The following is a 14,046-nucleotide window of genomic DNA, read 5'->3' as shown; positions in this document are numbered from 1 at the left end:
TGCAAACTCCACCATAACGATGAACCCGGTGGCCACCAGCGACGCCGCATTCCGGGGTGGGGCATGCCCCACCCCGGAATACACCATCGCCTACACCGGAAATTACACCACGAGCGCGGACGCTAACAGTGATCGTGGACCTGGCGCGCTGACCCTAACCACTCTGGTGCGCCATCTGACGGAATCTCTCCATGACTGCCCGCTGCCCGGTGACAACCGCCGGATGCAGGCGGGGACAGGCTGAAACAGATCGCGAACCCCGCGCCGGGCGGCCGGAAGTTCGGTGGCATCGCGGCGGCCGGACCGCTGTCTCAACCGATGCAATCACATGCAACCCCTTGAAGAATCTGGTGGGCCCGGCAGGATTCGAACCCGCAACCAAGCCGTTATGAGCGGCCAGCTCTACCCTTGAGCTACAGGCCCCCGGATCAGGGATATCCGCGCGATAGCAAATCGGTCGCCCGTGCGCCAGAGTGGTCAGGACCGGCGCGTTCACCGCCTGGAACCCCGCCCCCTGAGACAGTGGCCCGCACAAGGCCGAACCAGCGCTTGAACAGCCTTGTGCAGCGCAGTAGGGTGCGCCGCCCTTTTTCAAAGGGGCACCCGACCACCGCCCCATCGACCAACCGACACGAAGGAACGACCATGGCTTTCCTGAGCGACGCGCTCGGCCGCATCAAGCCCTCCCCCACCCTGGCAGTCACCGCCAAGACGGCGGAGCTGAAAGCGCAGGGCATTGACGTCATCAGCCTGGGCGCGGGTGAGCCCGACTTCGACACGCCCGAGCACATCAAGGAAGCCGCCATCCAGGCGATCCGCAACGGCGACACCAAGTACACGGTGGTCGACGGCACGCCGGCGCTGAAGAAGGCGGTCGCGCTGAAGTTCAAGCGCGACAACGGCCTGGATTATGCGCCGGACCAGATCTCGGTGAACTCCGGCGGCAAGCACACCCTGTTCAACGCGCTGATGGCGACGGTGAACCCCGGCGACGAGGTGATCATTCCCGCGCCTTACTGGGTGTCCTACCCGGACATGGTCTATCTCGCCGGCGGCACGCCGGTGATCGTCAACGCCGGCATGGAAACCGGCTTCCGCATGACGCCGGACGCGCTGGAAGCCGCCATCACCCCCAAGACCAAGTGGCTGATCCTGAACTCGCCGTCGAACCCGACCGGCGCGGCCTACACCCGCGACCAGCTGCGGGCGCTGGCCGACGTGCTGCTGCGGCATCCGCATGTGTGGATCATGGCCGACGACATGTACGAGCACATCCTGTTCGATGACTTCGAGTTCGCCACCATCGCCCAGGTCGAGCCCGGCCTCTATGACCGCACGCTCACCGTCAACGGCGCCTCCAAGGCCTATTCGATGACCGGCTGGCGCATCGGCTTCGCCGGCGGCCCCAAGGTGCTGATCAAGGCGATGGCCGCGATCCAGTCGCAGTCGACCTCCAACCCCTGCTCGATCAGCCAGGCGGCGGCCGTCGCCGCGATGACCGGGCCGCAGGACTTTCTGAAGGAGCGCGCCCGCGCCTTCCAGAAGCGCCGCGACCTGGTGGTGTCGATGCTGAACCAGGCCACCGGTCTGGTCTGCCCGACCCCGGAAGGCGCCTTCTACGTCTATCCCAGCTGTGCCGGCGTCATCGGCAAGACCACGCCCAAGGGCCAGGTCATCGCCACCGACGAGGACTTCGTCACCTACCTGCTGCAGGACCACCGGGTGGCGGTGGTGCAGGGTTCGGCCTTCGGCCTGGCCCCGCACTTCCGCATTTCCTACGCCACGTCGGAGGATGTGCTGACGCGGGCCTGCGAGGCGATCCAGCGGGCCTGCGCCGAACTGCGCTGATCCGCGACCAGTCGAGCCGGGCGGACGGTGGATGCGCCAAATGGTGCATCCACCGTCCGCTCAGGCGTCGTATAAGGGGGAACAGGAGGATCCGCTCATGCTCATCCGTTCCCGACCCGACTGGTGGCTGCCCGAGCGCGCGGCCACACCGGAATCCCTCTACCTCAATCGCCGGCAATGGCTCACTGGCTCCGGCCTGCTGGGGGCGGGCCTGCTGGGAGGCGGCCTGGTCGGCGCCCTGACAGCCACGCCCGCCCACGCCGCCGCTCCAGCCCTCCCGGCGCTGCGGCACACCAAGGGCCTGGTCACCACCGATGATGCCCTGACGCCCTACGAGGCGGTGAGCGGCTACAACAACTTCTACGAATTCGGCACCGACAAGACCGACCCCGCCGCCAACGCCGGCACGCTGAAGCCCCGCCCATGGACGCTGGCGGTGGACGGCGAAGTCAGCAAACCGACCCGTTTCGACATCGACGCCCTGCTCAAGGCCATGCCGCTGGAGGAACGCGTCTACCGGCTGCGCTGCGTCGAGGGCTGGTCGATGGTGATTCCCTGGGTCGGTTTCCCGCTGGCCAGCCTGCTGAAGCAGGTCGAGCCGACATCGAAGGCCAAGTATGTCGCCTTTGCAACATTGAATGATCGCACCCAGATGCCCGGTCTGCGCGCGCGCGTGCTGGACTGGCCCTATGTCGAGGGGTTGCGGCTCGATGAGGCCATGCACCCGCTGACCATGCTGGTGGTCGGGCTCTATGGCCGTGTGCTGCCCAACCAGAACGGGGCGCCGATCCGGCTGGTGGTGCCGTGGAAATATGGCTTCAAGAGCATCAAGTCGATCGTCTCGCTGAAGCTGGTCGAGCGTCAGCCACCCACCAGCTGGAGCCGCTCGGCCCCCAGCGAGTACGGCTTCTATGCCAACGTCAACCCGAAGGTCAGCCACCCGCGCTGGAGCCAGGCCAAGGAGCGGCGCATCGGCGAGTTCTTCCGTCGCGACACCTTGATGTTCAACGGCTATGCCGCTGAAGTCGCAGGCCTCTACAAGGGCATGAACCTGGCGCGATATTACTGACCATATGAGCAACATCCGTCACATGCCCCGGCCGCCGCGCCCACTGGCCGACCGTCGCCGCCAGCGCGACCTGCTGAAGCGCGGCACCTTCATTCTGCTGCTGATGCCGCTGGTCTGGCTGGTGCTGCAGTGGGGCTTCCTGCTGACCACCGGCGGCAGCGCGCTGGGCGTCAACCCGATCGAGGCGAGCATCCGCTTCACGGGCGAATGGGCGCTGCGCGCCCTGCTGCTGACGCTGGCGGTGAGCCCGCTGGCCCGGTTCAGCCGGTGGACCCCGGTGATGAGCATCCGCCGCATGCTCGGCCTCTATACCTTCACCTATGCCGCCCTGCACTTCTGCCTCTACTTCGGGTTCGACAAGGAACTGTCCGTGGCCGACGTGGTCGCCGATGTGCTGAAGCGCTGGTACATCACGCTGGGCATGGGCGGGCTGCTGCTACTGATCCCGCTGGCCGCCACCTCCAGCGCCGGTGCGATCCGCCGCCTGGGCGGCCGCCGCTGGCAGCGGCTGCACCGTGCGGTCTACGCCATCGGCGCGCTGGCCTGCGCCCACTTCGTGCTGCTGGTGAAGGGCAACCAGCTGGAACCCTGGGTCTATGCCGGCATTTTCGCGCTGCTGATGATCCTGCGGCTGATCCCCCGCTCGACCGGGCCGCTCCCCACCACAACGGCATCCGCTCCCACCGGCCATTAATCATTCCACTTCCGAAATTAGAACTTCTTTAAGACCAATGCGCGAGAATTGTCCATCTGGACAAGGTGCGCGTCGCGTCATGAATAACAGCCCCTCCTCGATCCTCCCGCGCGGCCGGTTATCCGGTCTGCGCGCGCTGTTTGGCGACCCGCTCAAGGAGCGCGAGCCGGACGAGGCCCTCACCAGCCATATCAGGGCCGAACAGATCGCCGCCATCGTCCGTCTTACCCCCGTCACGATGCTCGCCAATGCGGTCAATGCCGGCATTGTCGCCTTTGCCATGTGGGGTGAAGGGTACGACCTGTTCCTCGCCGGGTGGACGGCATTGCTGGCTGTGCTGATCACCCTGTCATTCGCTGGCTGGCTGCACAGCCAGCGCCATCCGCGCCGCCAGACGGCGACGGCAAAAGCCCTGAGCCGCGTGATCCTGTACGCCTGCCTGCTGGCCGTCACCTGGTCACTGGTGCCCCTGATTCTGTTCCCCGAGGCCAACAGCCAGCAACAGCTCCTGATCGCATCACTCAGTGCCGGCATGATCGGCGGCGGCGCCTTCGCCATGGCGACCGTCCGGGCCGCCGCTTTCAGTTACGTGCTCATCCTCACCGCCACCTGCGCCCTGGCGCTGGAACTTGCGCGCTTTCCGATGACGCAGCTGATGGTGTTTCTGCTGGCAAGCTACGCCGTCATCGTCCTCAGCTCGGCGAGCGCCCACGCCCGTGTTTTCGTGTTGCGGCTGGCCGACCAGGCCGAACTGGAACGCCAGAGCCACGTCATCGGCCTGTTGCTGCGCGACTTCGAGGAATCGGCCAGCGACTGGCTGTGGGAGACCGACCGCAAGGGCGTCCTTGTTCACGTCTCCCGCCGGTTCGCCGAACTGGTGGGCTGCGAGGCCCGTGCCTTGCGCGGCACCAGCTTTCTGCACATTCTGGGCGGCCCCTCGACGCCCGTCTATCTATCCACACCCGATGGCGATTTCAGACCGGTGACGGACGTGGAGTCGCTTTTCAATACCCGGCAACCGTTTGGCGATGTCTTCATCTCGGTGATGGCCGATGGCGACTACCGATGGTGGTGCCTGACCGCCAAGCCGATCCTCAACCCCGACGGCAGGTTCATCGGCTACCGCGGCGTCGGCGCCGACGTCACCGCCGCCAAGCAAGCCGAACTGAAGATCGCCCACATGGCCATGCATGACGTGGTGACCGGCCTGCCCAACCGGGCCTATTTCCGGGAAGCACTGGAACAGGCGCTGGACCGCAGCCGCCGGTACAAGAGCAGTTTCGCCGTGCAGCTGGTCGACCTCGACCGCTTCAAGGCGGTCAACGACACCCTGGGCCACCCCGCCGGCGACACCGTGCTGGAGGAAGTTGCCCAGCGGCTGCGCGGCATCGCCCGCGAGTCCGACGTCATTGTCCGCCTCGGTGGTGACGAATTCGCCATCCTGCAATGCGAGGCGCACAGCGAAGGTGAAGTTGCCGCACTGGCACGACGCATCGTCGACACGATCAGTGAACCGTACACGGTCAACGGCGCCCAGGTGGTCATCGGCGCCAGCATCGGTATTGCACTTGCCCCGCGCGACGGCTCGGACGCCGACCAGCTGATGCGTCATGCCGACCTTGCCCTCTATCGCTCGAAATCCGACGGCCGCGGCACCTACTGTTTCTTCGTCGCCGAGATGGACCACCAGGCCCAGGCCCGCCGCATCCTGGAGCTGGACCTGCGCGAGGCCCTGGCGCAACGGCAATTGTCGTTGCACTTCCAGCCGATCGTCAACATCAAGAGCGGGCAGGTCAGCGGGTTCGAGGCGCTGCTGCGCTGGCGACACCCGGATCGCGGCATGATTTCCCCCGCCGAGTTCATTCCCGTCGCCGAAGAGACCGGCCTCATCCAGGCGGTTGGCGAATGGGTGATTCATGAGGCCTGTCGCGAGGCCGCCAGTTGGCCCGCACCGCTCAAGGTCGCCGTCAACCTCTCACCCTCGCAGTTCCGCAATCGGCAGCTGGTCGACATCATTCAGCAGGCACTCACCACCAGCGGCCTGCCACCGGAACGGCTGGAGATCGAGATCACGGAATCGCTGCTGCTGGAGGACAACGACGCAGTGCTGCACATGCTGAGCGCCCTGCGCGAGAAAGGGGTACGGATTTCGCTCGACGACTTCGGCACCGGCTTCTCGTCACTGGGCTACCTGCGCAGCTTCCCCTTCACCAAGATCAAGATCGACCAGTCGTTCATCCGCGATGTCGCCACCCGCAACGACTCCGCCGCCATTGTCCGTGCCGTCACCGGGCTCGCCAACTCGCTGGGCATGGTCACCACGGCCGAAGGGGTCGAAACCAGCGAGCAACTCGATGCGCTGCGCGGCTTCGACTGCGTGGAAGTCCAGGGCTACCTGTTCAGCCGTCCGGTGCCCGCCCAGGACATCCGGCACCTGATCCTCAACTGGCAGGCCCACCGCCGCATCCTGGCGGCCTGACCGCCGCCACACGGGCGCGCACAAAAAAATGGCCGGGCGTTGCCGCCCGGCCAGTTCGCATAGGGATGTCTCATCGGGGGGATGAGACGGGTCCGATACGGGGGGAGGACCGATCGAACCGGGCTTGAAGCCTCGGGGGGAGGAGAGGAGGCCTCAAGCAACGCTGCAATGCAGCACACGGAGGATATGGGCTGCCAGAGTCGTCGGCGCCAGTGGGCGTTTGCGCAAAGCAGGCATAAAGAATTTGCATACCTGCGCAGACGCCGCGGAAAACCGCCGTTTTCAGGCCTCACCCCCCTCCGGCCCGCTGCCTGCGTCGGGATGTCGCGCCTTTATGCCCTCATGTTGAAACAAAAAAATGGCCGGGCGTTGCCGCCCGGCCAGTTCGCATAGGGATGTCTCATCGGGGGGATGAGACGGGTCCGATACGGGGGGAGGACCGATCGAACCGGGCTTGAAACCTCGGGGGGAGGAGAGGAGGTCTCAAGCAACGCTGCAATGCAGCACACGGGTGATATGGTCGCATCGAGGCACGATTGCCAGAGGGGTATTGTGCAATGCAGATATGCAAATAATGCATAGAAAGTGGATCAGGCCATGCCCAACTGCTCAGGCGTCATGCGGGCAGCAAGGAAGTCGCGCAGCACCACAACCCGGATCGAACGCTTAAGCTCGCGGGGATAAACGAAATAGATCGGAAAACGCGGCCCCACCGCGTCGGTCAGCAACGGCATGACCTTGCCGGAGTGCTTGAACAGATAGCTCGGCAGCGCACCTATGCCGATCCCCGCCTCCACCGCCTGCAGCAGGCCGTAGATATTGTTGAGCGCCAGCACCGGCTCACGCCGGCCATGGCTGGCGCCCGCATCTAGAATCCAGTTGACGTCCTTCAGCGGGTCGGGCGCGTGCGGCCCGTAGGCGACGATACGATGCTGATCGAGATCCTGCACCGCCTGCGGCCGCCCGAACCGCTCCAGATAGCTCGGCGCGGCACAGATGACATGGCGCACCGTCGCCAGATGCTTCTGGATCAGGTCCGACTGCTTGGGCTCATGAAAGCGGATCGCCACGTCCGCCTGCCGCGTCGACAGGTCGACATCATCGTCCGACAGCCACAGGCTGAGCTTGATGTCAGGATACTGCTCAAGAAAATCCTTGAGATGGTGAATGAGCCAGGTGGAGCCGAAACTGACCGTGGTGGTCAGTCGCAACTCCCCCGATGGCTTCGAGCGGGTGGCCTGAATGGAACGCTCGGCGGAGTCGATGCGTTCACTGACGTTGCGGGCCGCCGCCAGCAGCTGCTCGCCCTCGTGCGTCAGGGCCAGACCCCGGGCATGGCGATGGAACAGCGCCGCGCCCAGATCCGTCTCCAGCGCCTGGATCTGACGGGAAAGCGCGGGCTGACTCTGATGCAGCCGACGGGCTGCCTCGGTGAAGCTGCCCGCCTCGGCCACCGCGTGAAACAGTCGCAGCTTCTCCCAGTCCATTGGCGGCGCGCGCCTACTCTGCTGCCGGCACGGCGGCGTGGTGCGCCAGGAACCGTTCCGCCTCCAGCGCCGCCATGCAGCCCATGCCGGCCGCCGTGACAGCCTGACGATAGACCTTGTCCTTGACGTCCCCGGCGGCGAACACGCCGGGAACCGAAGTCTCGGTCGAGTCCGGCCTGGTGACCAGATACCCCTCGTCGTCCATGGCCAGCTGTCCCTTGAACAGGCCGGTGGCCGGATCGTGACCAATGGCGACAAACAGGCCATCGGTCGCCAGTTCGCTGATCTCGCCCGTCACCAGATCGCGCAAGCGAACGCCGGTAACGCCCAGCGGCTCGCTGGTGCCCAGCACCTCCTCGACCGCGCTGTTCCACACGACCTCGACCTTGGGATGGGCGAACAGGCGCTGCTGGTTGGTCTTGTCGGCGCGCAGGGTGTCGCGGCGATGCACCAGCGTCACCTTGGTGGCGAAATTGGTGAGGAACAACGCCTCCTCGACGGCCGAGTTGCCGCCGCCGACCACCACCACCTGCTTGCCGCGGTAGAAGAAGCCGTCGCAGGTGGCGCAGGCGGACACGCCGAAACCCTGGAACTTCTGTTCACTCGGCAGGCCGAGCCAGCGGGCCTGGGCGCCGGTGCAGATGATCAGCGTTTCAGCCAGATAGGTGGTGCCGGAGTCGCCGGTCACCCGGAACGGCCGCCGGGAAAGGTCGACGCCGGTGATGTGTTCGCTGAGGATCTTGGCGCCGACATGAGTCGCCTGGGCCTGCATCTGCTCCATCAGCCACGGCCCCTGGACCGGCTCGGCGAAACCGGGAAAGTTCTCGACCTCGGTCGTGATGGTCAGCTGGCCGCCAGGCTGGATGCCGGCCACCAGCAGCGGCTCAAGGGCGGCGCGCGCGGCATAGATGGCGGCCGTGAGACCGGCCGGGCCGGAACCGAGGATCAGCACACGGGTGGAAATCGTCTCGCTCATGGATAGATCGTCCTTAACATCGCGGGTCTCAACATCAGGGGGCGCCATGCCCGGAATCGGACCCTGCATATAAGTGCGCCGATCCCGATTTACGACACCTGATGTGATCGTTGCCGCGCAGAGTCGGGCGCGGGTGGCACCACAAGCTGAAACACACCCGCCGAAACCTCAAGCCGCCCCCCCATGGCGGCCGCCAGACGATCGATCAGGCGGGTGGACAGCATCGCATCCGGCATCGGTGCCCGTGCCGCGTCGGGTCGCTGGACCTGGAAGGCAATATCACCGCCGGGCAGGGCTTTCAGCCCTGTCACCACTGTCTCGCCCGGATGGGCGCCGGCAGCGGCCAGCACCAGCAGCCGGCCCAGGGCGCGCTTGATGAAATGCGGATCGCCACGCATCGGCGGCACCGCGCCGCCGATGCGGCTGACGAGATAGACCCCGCGCCGGTGGGCCTGCTCCTGGTGGGCATCGACCAGCGACTGGACCAGCTCGGCGGGATTGAACAGCTCGTCGAGCAACTGGTAGCTGCCGCGCTTGAGCCGGGTGGTGTCCTGCACCGAATCAATGGCCCCCATCAGTTGTTCGGCTTCGGTGATGATCCCCGACGCGCGCTTGCGATAGGGTTCCGGCACCGGCCCCACCGTCTCGCTCTCGATCATCTGGGCAAAGCCCATGATGGCATTGAGCGGCGTGCGCACCTCGTGCGCCATGGTGGAGAGCGCCTCGCCGGCCAGCAGCGATTCCTGCGCCGTTGCCTCGGCCTCCTGCGTATCGGACACCGATGAACGAGACACCGCCGCCGGCCGCTGGAGCACGGCGGTGGCGGTGCCGCGGTAGCCGAGATATTGCCCAGTCGTGCGATCAAAGTAGGGCACGCCGGCAAACAGCCACCGCCCCTGCGCCGCCCCCTCGGCGATACGCACCCTGATGTCGCGGAACGGCACCCGCCGCCGCATCGGCCCCTCCAGGGCCGCACCGGCCGCCACGGCCAGCGACAGCAGCGACTGACCGACCAGTTCAGCCTCGTCCGACGAGGAAAGACCATCAACATAGCGCAACACGGACAGCCGGTCCGTCTCCCAGCGCCAGTCCGCCACCGACGACGCCAGATCGCGGAACATCCGCTCCGGCCGGGGAGGCAACGGCAGACCGGTGTCGTTGGCCGCCACGGCGGGCGTTTCGGACGCCCGCGGACGCCCCGGCCAGGGAATCACCTGTCGCGTGTCCTCCTCGGGCCGGGCCTGCGGCGCCGCGTCGACATCCATCGACACCGGCGCCCCCCCGACCGCCGGCATGGCCATGCGCGCCCGGTAGGCCTCGATGCGGTCGATCAGACGTCGCACCTGCGCGTCATCGTCGGTCGCCGGCGGCTGATCCGGCGGCACCACATCGGGCGACGTCGGAGTGGCGGTGGCGGGCTCGGATACGGGCTGAACCGGACCGGAGGACACCCTCGCCGCGGTGTCCGCCGGCTGACATGCGAGTGCGCCCGCATCGTGCACATCGGGCAGGCGCCCCGCCGATGGCCGACCGTCCTCCAGCATCGGCACCGCCGGCCCGAAGCGGGCGAGGAACCGCCGAACCCGCGCCGGCAGGCCCGTGCGTGCGGCCATGATGGCACGAGCCCGCGGCGGCGCGCACCACGCAATGTCCTCCCAGGCCGTATCCGGCAGGCGCGCCGCCAGCAGCAGCGGCGCCAGCACGGTGGGATCCTCATCCAGAAACAGCGCAACCAGATCCACCTGATCGGCGGCGTAACGCGTCACCAGCGCCGCCATCTCGCGGCGAGTCAGGGCGTCCGTCGCCGGACGCGCCTGATGCAGAGCGTCCAGCACACGCTCATAGCGGCGGTCATCCGGGGTCACCCGCTGCTGGATCAGCATGTCGATCAACTGGCGGAACACGGCCGTCTGGGCCGGGCCGGAGCAGTCCTCCGCCAGCCTCAGAATCGTCTCGACGCCATCGTCAAACTGCACAAGCCCCTCGATGCATCCCGTTGGCAGGCTGTCCAACCTGCCTGCGGGCACCCTTGCCCCCGGTGCTGCCCGCCAGATCTCTCACGGTCGAGAATCGCGCGACGCCGCATGCCTGACCATGTTTCACGTCGTCGACGGATTCAATGCGAAACCGGGTAATGCGCGACCATCGCCGGCAGGTGAGCGCCACCAGTTAACCACGCCAGTCGCCCAGAAAAGGTTAACACACCGCCGCGGGACAATCTCTTGTAACGAAATCGCCCTTGAATGACATAATATTACACTGTAGGCACTGAGTGTTGGTATAAATTGCGCAAGGGAATTGGCGTGGCGCGGGCGAAACTGGACGCTGTGGACCGCAGGATCTTGGCCAATCTGCAGGACGAGGGTCGGATGACCAACGTCGAGCTGGCCACCCGCGCGGGAATCACCGCCCCCCCCTGCCTGCGCCGGGTCCGCACGCTGGAGGAAAGCGGCGTCATCCGCGGCTACCACGCCGACCTCGACCCCGAAGCGCTGGGCTACTCGATCATCGTCTTCGCGCTGGTCAGCCTGAAGAGCCAGGCGGAGGCCGACCTGCAGCTGTTCGAGCAGCATGTGGAGACACTGCCGGAAGTCCGCGAGTGCTACATGCTGAACGGCGAAATCGACTTCGTGCTGAAAATCGTCGCCACCGACCTGCAGGCCTTCCAGCGCTTCCTCACCTCGCGTCTGACCCCGGCGCCCAACGTCGCCAGCGTCAAGACCTCGCTGGTGATCCGCACCTCGAAGCGCCAGCCGGGCGTGCCGGTGGCGCTGGAGCAGTAAGCCGCGCCAGCAAGGCTCAGGCCGGTAGCGCCAGCAGCCCCGCCGAACCGTCCTCGCGCCCGAAGCCCAGCTGATTGCCGTCGCCCGAGAACGCCAGCGCCGACACCGGCGCGTCGGCCGGCGCCGCCACCAGCAGTTCCGCCTCGTCGTCGAGCCGGAACATCATCACCGCGCCATCGCTGAACCCCGCCGCGACGAACGGGCTTTTCGGGTGAGCCGCCACCACCGTCGTCAAGCCGCCGGTGCCCGGCAGCTCCAGCCCGCTCTTGCCCATCGGCCCGGACTTGTCGGCGAATGGCCAGCAGATCACCGACTGCGCGCCGGAGGTCGCCAGCCAGCGCCCCTTGCCGGCCCAGTCGAAGGACTTGGTCTTGGCGGGATAGCCGCCCATGCGCATGTCCGACTTGTCGTCGAGCCGCCAGCCGTGCAGCGCGTTCTCCTGCATCGCGGTGACAATGAAGCGTCCGTCCGGGCTCCAGGTCACCAGCATGTGGGCACCCTTCCACTCCAGGATGGCCGGCGTCTGCGCCTGCGAATTGGTCCACCACAGCGACACACCGTTATAGTGGGCACAGGCCAGCCGCTTGCCTTTGGGATCGAATGCGAGACTCTGTACCGTCGCCGGGTTGGCGAAGCTGCGAACGACGCCCTGGCCGGGCTTGACGATATGCGCCGTCTTGGCCGTCGCGGCGGCGATGCCGGCCTGCGGGTGCGCCGTCAGCTGCTCGACCCACCTGCCGGCGAAATCGGCCAGCGTCTGACTGTCGCCATCGGTACGGGTCAACCGCACCAGGCCGTCCTCGCCGCCGCTCACCACCGCGCCATCGTACGCGCTGGCGCTGAGCAGACCGCCATCGTGGACGACAACCGGCGCCGCCGCGCCCATCGCCACCCGGCCATCGGCCAGCGCGAACGCGATGCCGCCGGTCACCGGCAGCACGGCCACCACATAGTCCCCGAAATCGAGGCCCTGCCCGAACTCGTCCAGCAGCGGCATCAGGCGACGCAGGCCTGGAAGTCGGCGGCCAGTTCGCGGGCGTCGAGATTGCGGCCGATCAGCACCAGGCGGGAGACGCGCGGCTCGTCGGCGCCCCAGGGCCGCTGCATGTCGCCATCAAGGATCATGTGCACGCCCTGCAGCACGAAGCGCTCCTCCTCGCCCTCGAAGTCGAGAATGCCCTTCAGGCGCAGGATGTCCGGCCCGCGTTCCTGGGTCAGCCGCTGAATCCACGCCAGAAACAGGTCGCCGATCAGCGGCTTGTCCGCCTGCAGCGACACGCTGGTGATGCCCTTGTCATGGATGACGTTGGGCACCACCGCCGCCGCGTCATGGTGATGATCGTGGTCATGATCGTGATCGCAATGCTCGTCGCATTCATGATCGTGATCATGCTCGTGATGGTGGTGATGGTCGTGATCGTGGTCATGACCGTTGTCGAGGAAGGCCGGATCAAGGCTGAGAATGCGGTCGAGATCGAAGGCGCCGCGATCGAGCAGCGCGGTCACCGGTACGTCGCCGCGCGTCGCCCGGTGCAGCACGGCGTAGGGGTTGATCCGGCGGATCGCCGCCTCCACCGCCGCCAGTTCGGCCGGCGACACCAGGTCGGTCTTGTTGACGATCACCACGTCGGCGAACGCGATCTGCTCCTCGGCTTCCTTCGAGTCGGCCAGCCGCAGCGGCAGGTGCTTGGCGTCGACCACCGTCACCACCGCGTCGAGGCGGGCCTTGGCGCGCACGTCCTCGTCGACGAAGAAGGTCTGGGCCACCGGCGCCGGGTCGGCGAGGCCGGTGGTCTCGACAATGATGCCGTCGAAGCGGCCCGGGCGCTTCATCAGCGACGAGACGATGCGGATGAGATCACCGCGCACGGTACAGCAGATGCAGCCGTTGTTCATCTCGAACACTTCCTCGTCGGTATCCACCACGAGGTCGTTGTCGATGCCGATCTCGCCGAATTCGTTGACGATGACGGCGTAGCGCTTGCCATGCGGCTCGGTGAGGATGCGGTTCAGAAGGGTCGTCTTGCCGGCGCCGAGATAGCCGGTCAGCACGGTAACGGGGATTTGCGACATGTCTTCGCCCTGCATGAGTGTGCCTGCGTCAGGCTCGTGTCATGCTACTTGGCGATCCCCCGTCCCCGCGTCCAGAGGGTAATGGCGCAATCCGTGCACGGATCAGCGGTTCGGACCCGTCTCCCTGCCGATACGCGGGATCAAGCCGGGCAGTACCGCAGATGACGCATGTTCAGGGCATGAGCCACTGCCAGCAGGGTGACACCGCTCACGGTCAGCATCACTTCGGCCGACCCCCGCAGCGCCGGCAACACAGCGAGAATCATCAACGCCAGTCCGACCGCGCCGATGGCCGACGGCAGCACATAGCGATGGCGGGTGAGCGTCCGGCCAAGCGCGACCACCGTCAACGGCACCACGATCACCAGCGCCCCCAGATGCAGGTCATGGGCGGCAGGTACCGCGAGACTGACAGCCGACAATGCCGCCACCACCAGACTGCCGGCGAGACAATGCAGAAGGCACAGCCCCGACAGGCCAATGGCCGACAGATCGAGCCAGTCAACGCGCCGGCGGGGATCGTGATCCTGCTTGTGCATGACAATGTTATAGTATCACATCGGGTGCAGGACAAGGGCCGCGTCTGCGACCGTCGGTCGCGTGGCGCCGAAATCCGACTGACGGTCATCGCGGGGCC

At 66.5% G+C, this 14,046-nt stretch carries 12 protein-coding genes and 1 tRNA gene; 6 read left to right on the top strand and 7 right to left on the bottom strand.

Translation table 11 applies throughout. The features are described from left to right. Positions 1–244, top strand: a 244-nt coding sequence (locus ABU113_RS14625) for a hypothetical protein (RefSeq protein ID WP_454560240.1), incomplete at its 5' end; no start/stop codon positions are given. Positions 245–348: 104 nt separating this feature from the next. Here the strand turns inward: ABU113_RS14625 and ABU113_RS14620 are convergent. Further along, positions 349–423, bottom strand: a tRNA-Ile gene (locus tag ABU113_RS14620). 222 nt (positions 424–645) lie between these two features. On the opposite strand from ABU113_RS14620, the gene ABU113_RS14615 reads away from it, so the two are divergent. The 4 genes from ABU113_RS14615 (at position 646) to ABU113_RS14600 (ending at position 6,090) form a co-directional block, all read left to right on the top strand. After that, positions 646–1,848 (top strand): pyridoxal phosphate-dependent aminotransferase, encoded by a 1,203-nt coding sequence (locus tag ABU113_RS14615; RefSeq protein ID WP_454560239.1) that lies wholly within the window; start codon positions 646–648, stop codon positions 1,846–1,848. A gap of 97 nt (positions 1,849–1,945) precedes the next feature. After that, positions 1,946–2,917, top strand: coding sequence for a protein-methionine-sulfoxide reductase catalytic subunit MsrP (gene msrP, locus ABU113_RS14610; RefSeq protein ID WP_454560238.1), 972 nt, complete (start codon positions 1,946–1,948; stop codon positions 2,915–2,917). Between the two features lie 4 nt (positions 2,918–2,921). Beyond that, complete coding sequence (locus ABU113_RS14605; RefSeq protein WP_454560237.1) at positions 2,922–3,611, top strand: sulfite oxidase heme-binding subunit YedZ; 690 nt, start codon at positions 2,922–2,924, stop codon at positions 3,609–3,611. Between the two features lie 79 nt (positions 3,612–3,690). Beyond that, on the top strand, positions 3,691–6,090 hold the full coding sequence (locus ABU113_RS14600) for a putative bifunctional diguanylate cyclase/phosphodiesterase (protein WP_454560236.1): 2,400 nt from the start codon (positions 3,691–3,693) through the stop codon (positions 6,088–6,090). A 590-nt stretch (positions 6,091–6,680) separates the two neighbouring features. On the opposite strand, the gene ABU113_RS14595 is transcribed toward ABU113_RS14600, so the two are convergent. The 3 genes from ABU113_RS14595 to ABU113_RS14585 form a co-directional block, all read right to left on the bottom strand. Further along, positions 6,681–7,577, bottom strand: coding sequence for a LysR family transcriptional regulator (locus ABU113_RS14595; protein ID WP_454560235.1), 897 nt, complete (start codon positions 7,575–7,577; stop codon positions 6,681–6,683). Between the two features lie 13 nt (positions 7,578–7,590). Beyond that, positions 7,591–8,553: a thioredoxin-disulfide reductase gene (gene trxB, locus ABU113_RS14590; RefSeq protein WP_454560234.1), complete on the bottom strand. Its 963-nt coding sequence runs from the start codon at positions 8,551–8,553 to the stop codon at positions 7,591–7,593. Positions 8,554–8,642: 89 nt separating this feature from the next. Beyond that, complete coding sequence (locus ABU113_RS14585) at positions 8,643–10,529, bottom strand: histidine kinase dimerization/phospho-acceptor domain-containing protein (protein ID WP_454560233.1); 1,887 nt, start codon at positions 10,527–10,529, stop codon at positions 8,643–8,645. A gap of 327 nt (positions 10,530–10,856) precedes the next feature. On the opposite strand from ABU113_RS14585, the gene ABU113_RS14580 reads away from it, so the two are divergent. Next, on the top strand, positions 10,857–11,336 hold the full coding sequence (locus tag ABU113_RS14580; protein ID WP_454560232.1) for an Lrp/AsnC family transcriptional regulator: 480 nt from the start codon (positions 10,857–10,859) through the stop codon (positions 11,334–11,336). A 16-nt stretch (positions 11,337–11,352) separates the two neighbouring features. Here the strand turns inward: ABU113_RS14580 and ABU113_RS14575 are convergent, their stop codons facing one another. The 3 genes from ABU113_RS14575 to ABU113_RS14565 form a co-directional block, all read right to left on the bottom strand. Then, positions 11,353–12,333: a WD40 repeat domain-containing protein gene (locus ABU113_RS14575; protein WP_454560231.1), complete on the bottom strand. Its 981-nt coding sequence runs from the start codon at positions 12,331–12,333 to the stop codon at positions 11,353–11,355. Further along, the gene (locus ABU113_RS14570; RefSeq protein WP_454560230.1) at positions 12,333–13,424 is read right to left on the bottom strand and encodes a CobW family GTP-binding protein; all 1,092 of its coding nucleotides are present in this window, start codon (positions 13,422–13,424) and stop codon (positions 12,333–12,335) included. The genes ABU113_RS14575 and ABU113_RS14570 overlap by 1 nt, the downstream gene beginning before the upstream one ends. A 125-nt stretch (positions 13,425–13,549) precedes the next feature. After that, positions 13,550–13,948, bottom strand: coding sequence for a MerC domain-containing protein (locus ABU113_RS14565; RefSeq protein ID WP_454560229.1), 399 nt, complete (start codon positions 13,946–13,948; stop codon positions 13,550–13,552). Positions 13,949–14,046: the final 98 nt, after the last annotated feature.

The sequence above is a fragment of the Parapedomonas caeni genome (genome assembly GCF_041060555.1).
Taxonomy (GTDB): Bacteria; Pseudomonadota; Alphaproteobacteria; order Sphingomonadales; family Sphingomonadaceae; genus CAUJIW01.
This window is presented reverse-complemented; position numbering and strand designations above follow the sequence as displayed.

Coding starts and splice junctions, on each gene's coding strand:
- ABU113_RS14615 (WP_454560239.1), top strand. CDS start 646: ATGGCTTTCCTGAGCGACGCGCTCGGCCGCATCAAGCCCTCCCCCACC.
- msrP (WP_454560238.1), top strand. CDS start 1,946: ATGCTCATCCGTTCCCGACCCGACTGGTGGCTGCCCGAGCGCGCGGCC.
- ABU113_RS14605 (WP_454560237.1), top strand. CDS start 2,922: ATGAGCAACATCCGTCACATGCCCCGGCCGCCGCGCCCACTGGCCGAC.
- ABU113_RS14600 (WP_454560236.1), top strand. CDS start 3,691: ATGAATAACAGCCCCTCCTCGATCCTCCCGCGCGGCCGGTTATCCGGT.
- ABU113_RS14595 (WP_454560235.1), bottom strand. CDS start 7,577: ATGGACTGGGAGAAGCTGCGACTGTTTCACGCGGTGGCCGAGGCGGGC.
- trxB (WP_454560234.1), bottom strand. CDS start 8,553: ATGAGCGAGACGATTTCCACCCGTGTGCTGATCCTCGGTTCCGGCCCG.
- ABU113_RS14575 (WP_454560231.1), bottom strand. CDS start 12,333: ATGCCGCTGCTGGACGAGTTCGGGCAGGGCCTCGATTTCGGGGACTAT.
- ABU113_RS14570 (WP_454560230.1), bottom strand. CDS start 13,424: ATGCAGGGCGAAGACATGTCGCAAATCCCCGTTACCGTGCTGACCGGC.
- ABU113_RS14565 (WP_454560229.1), bottom strand. CDS start 13,948: ATGCACAAGCAGGATCACGATCCCCGCCGGCGCGTTGACTGGCTCGAT.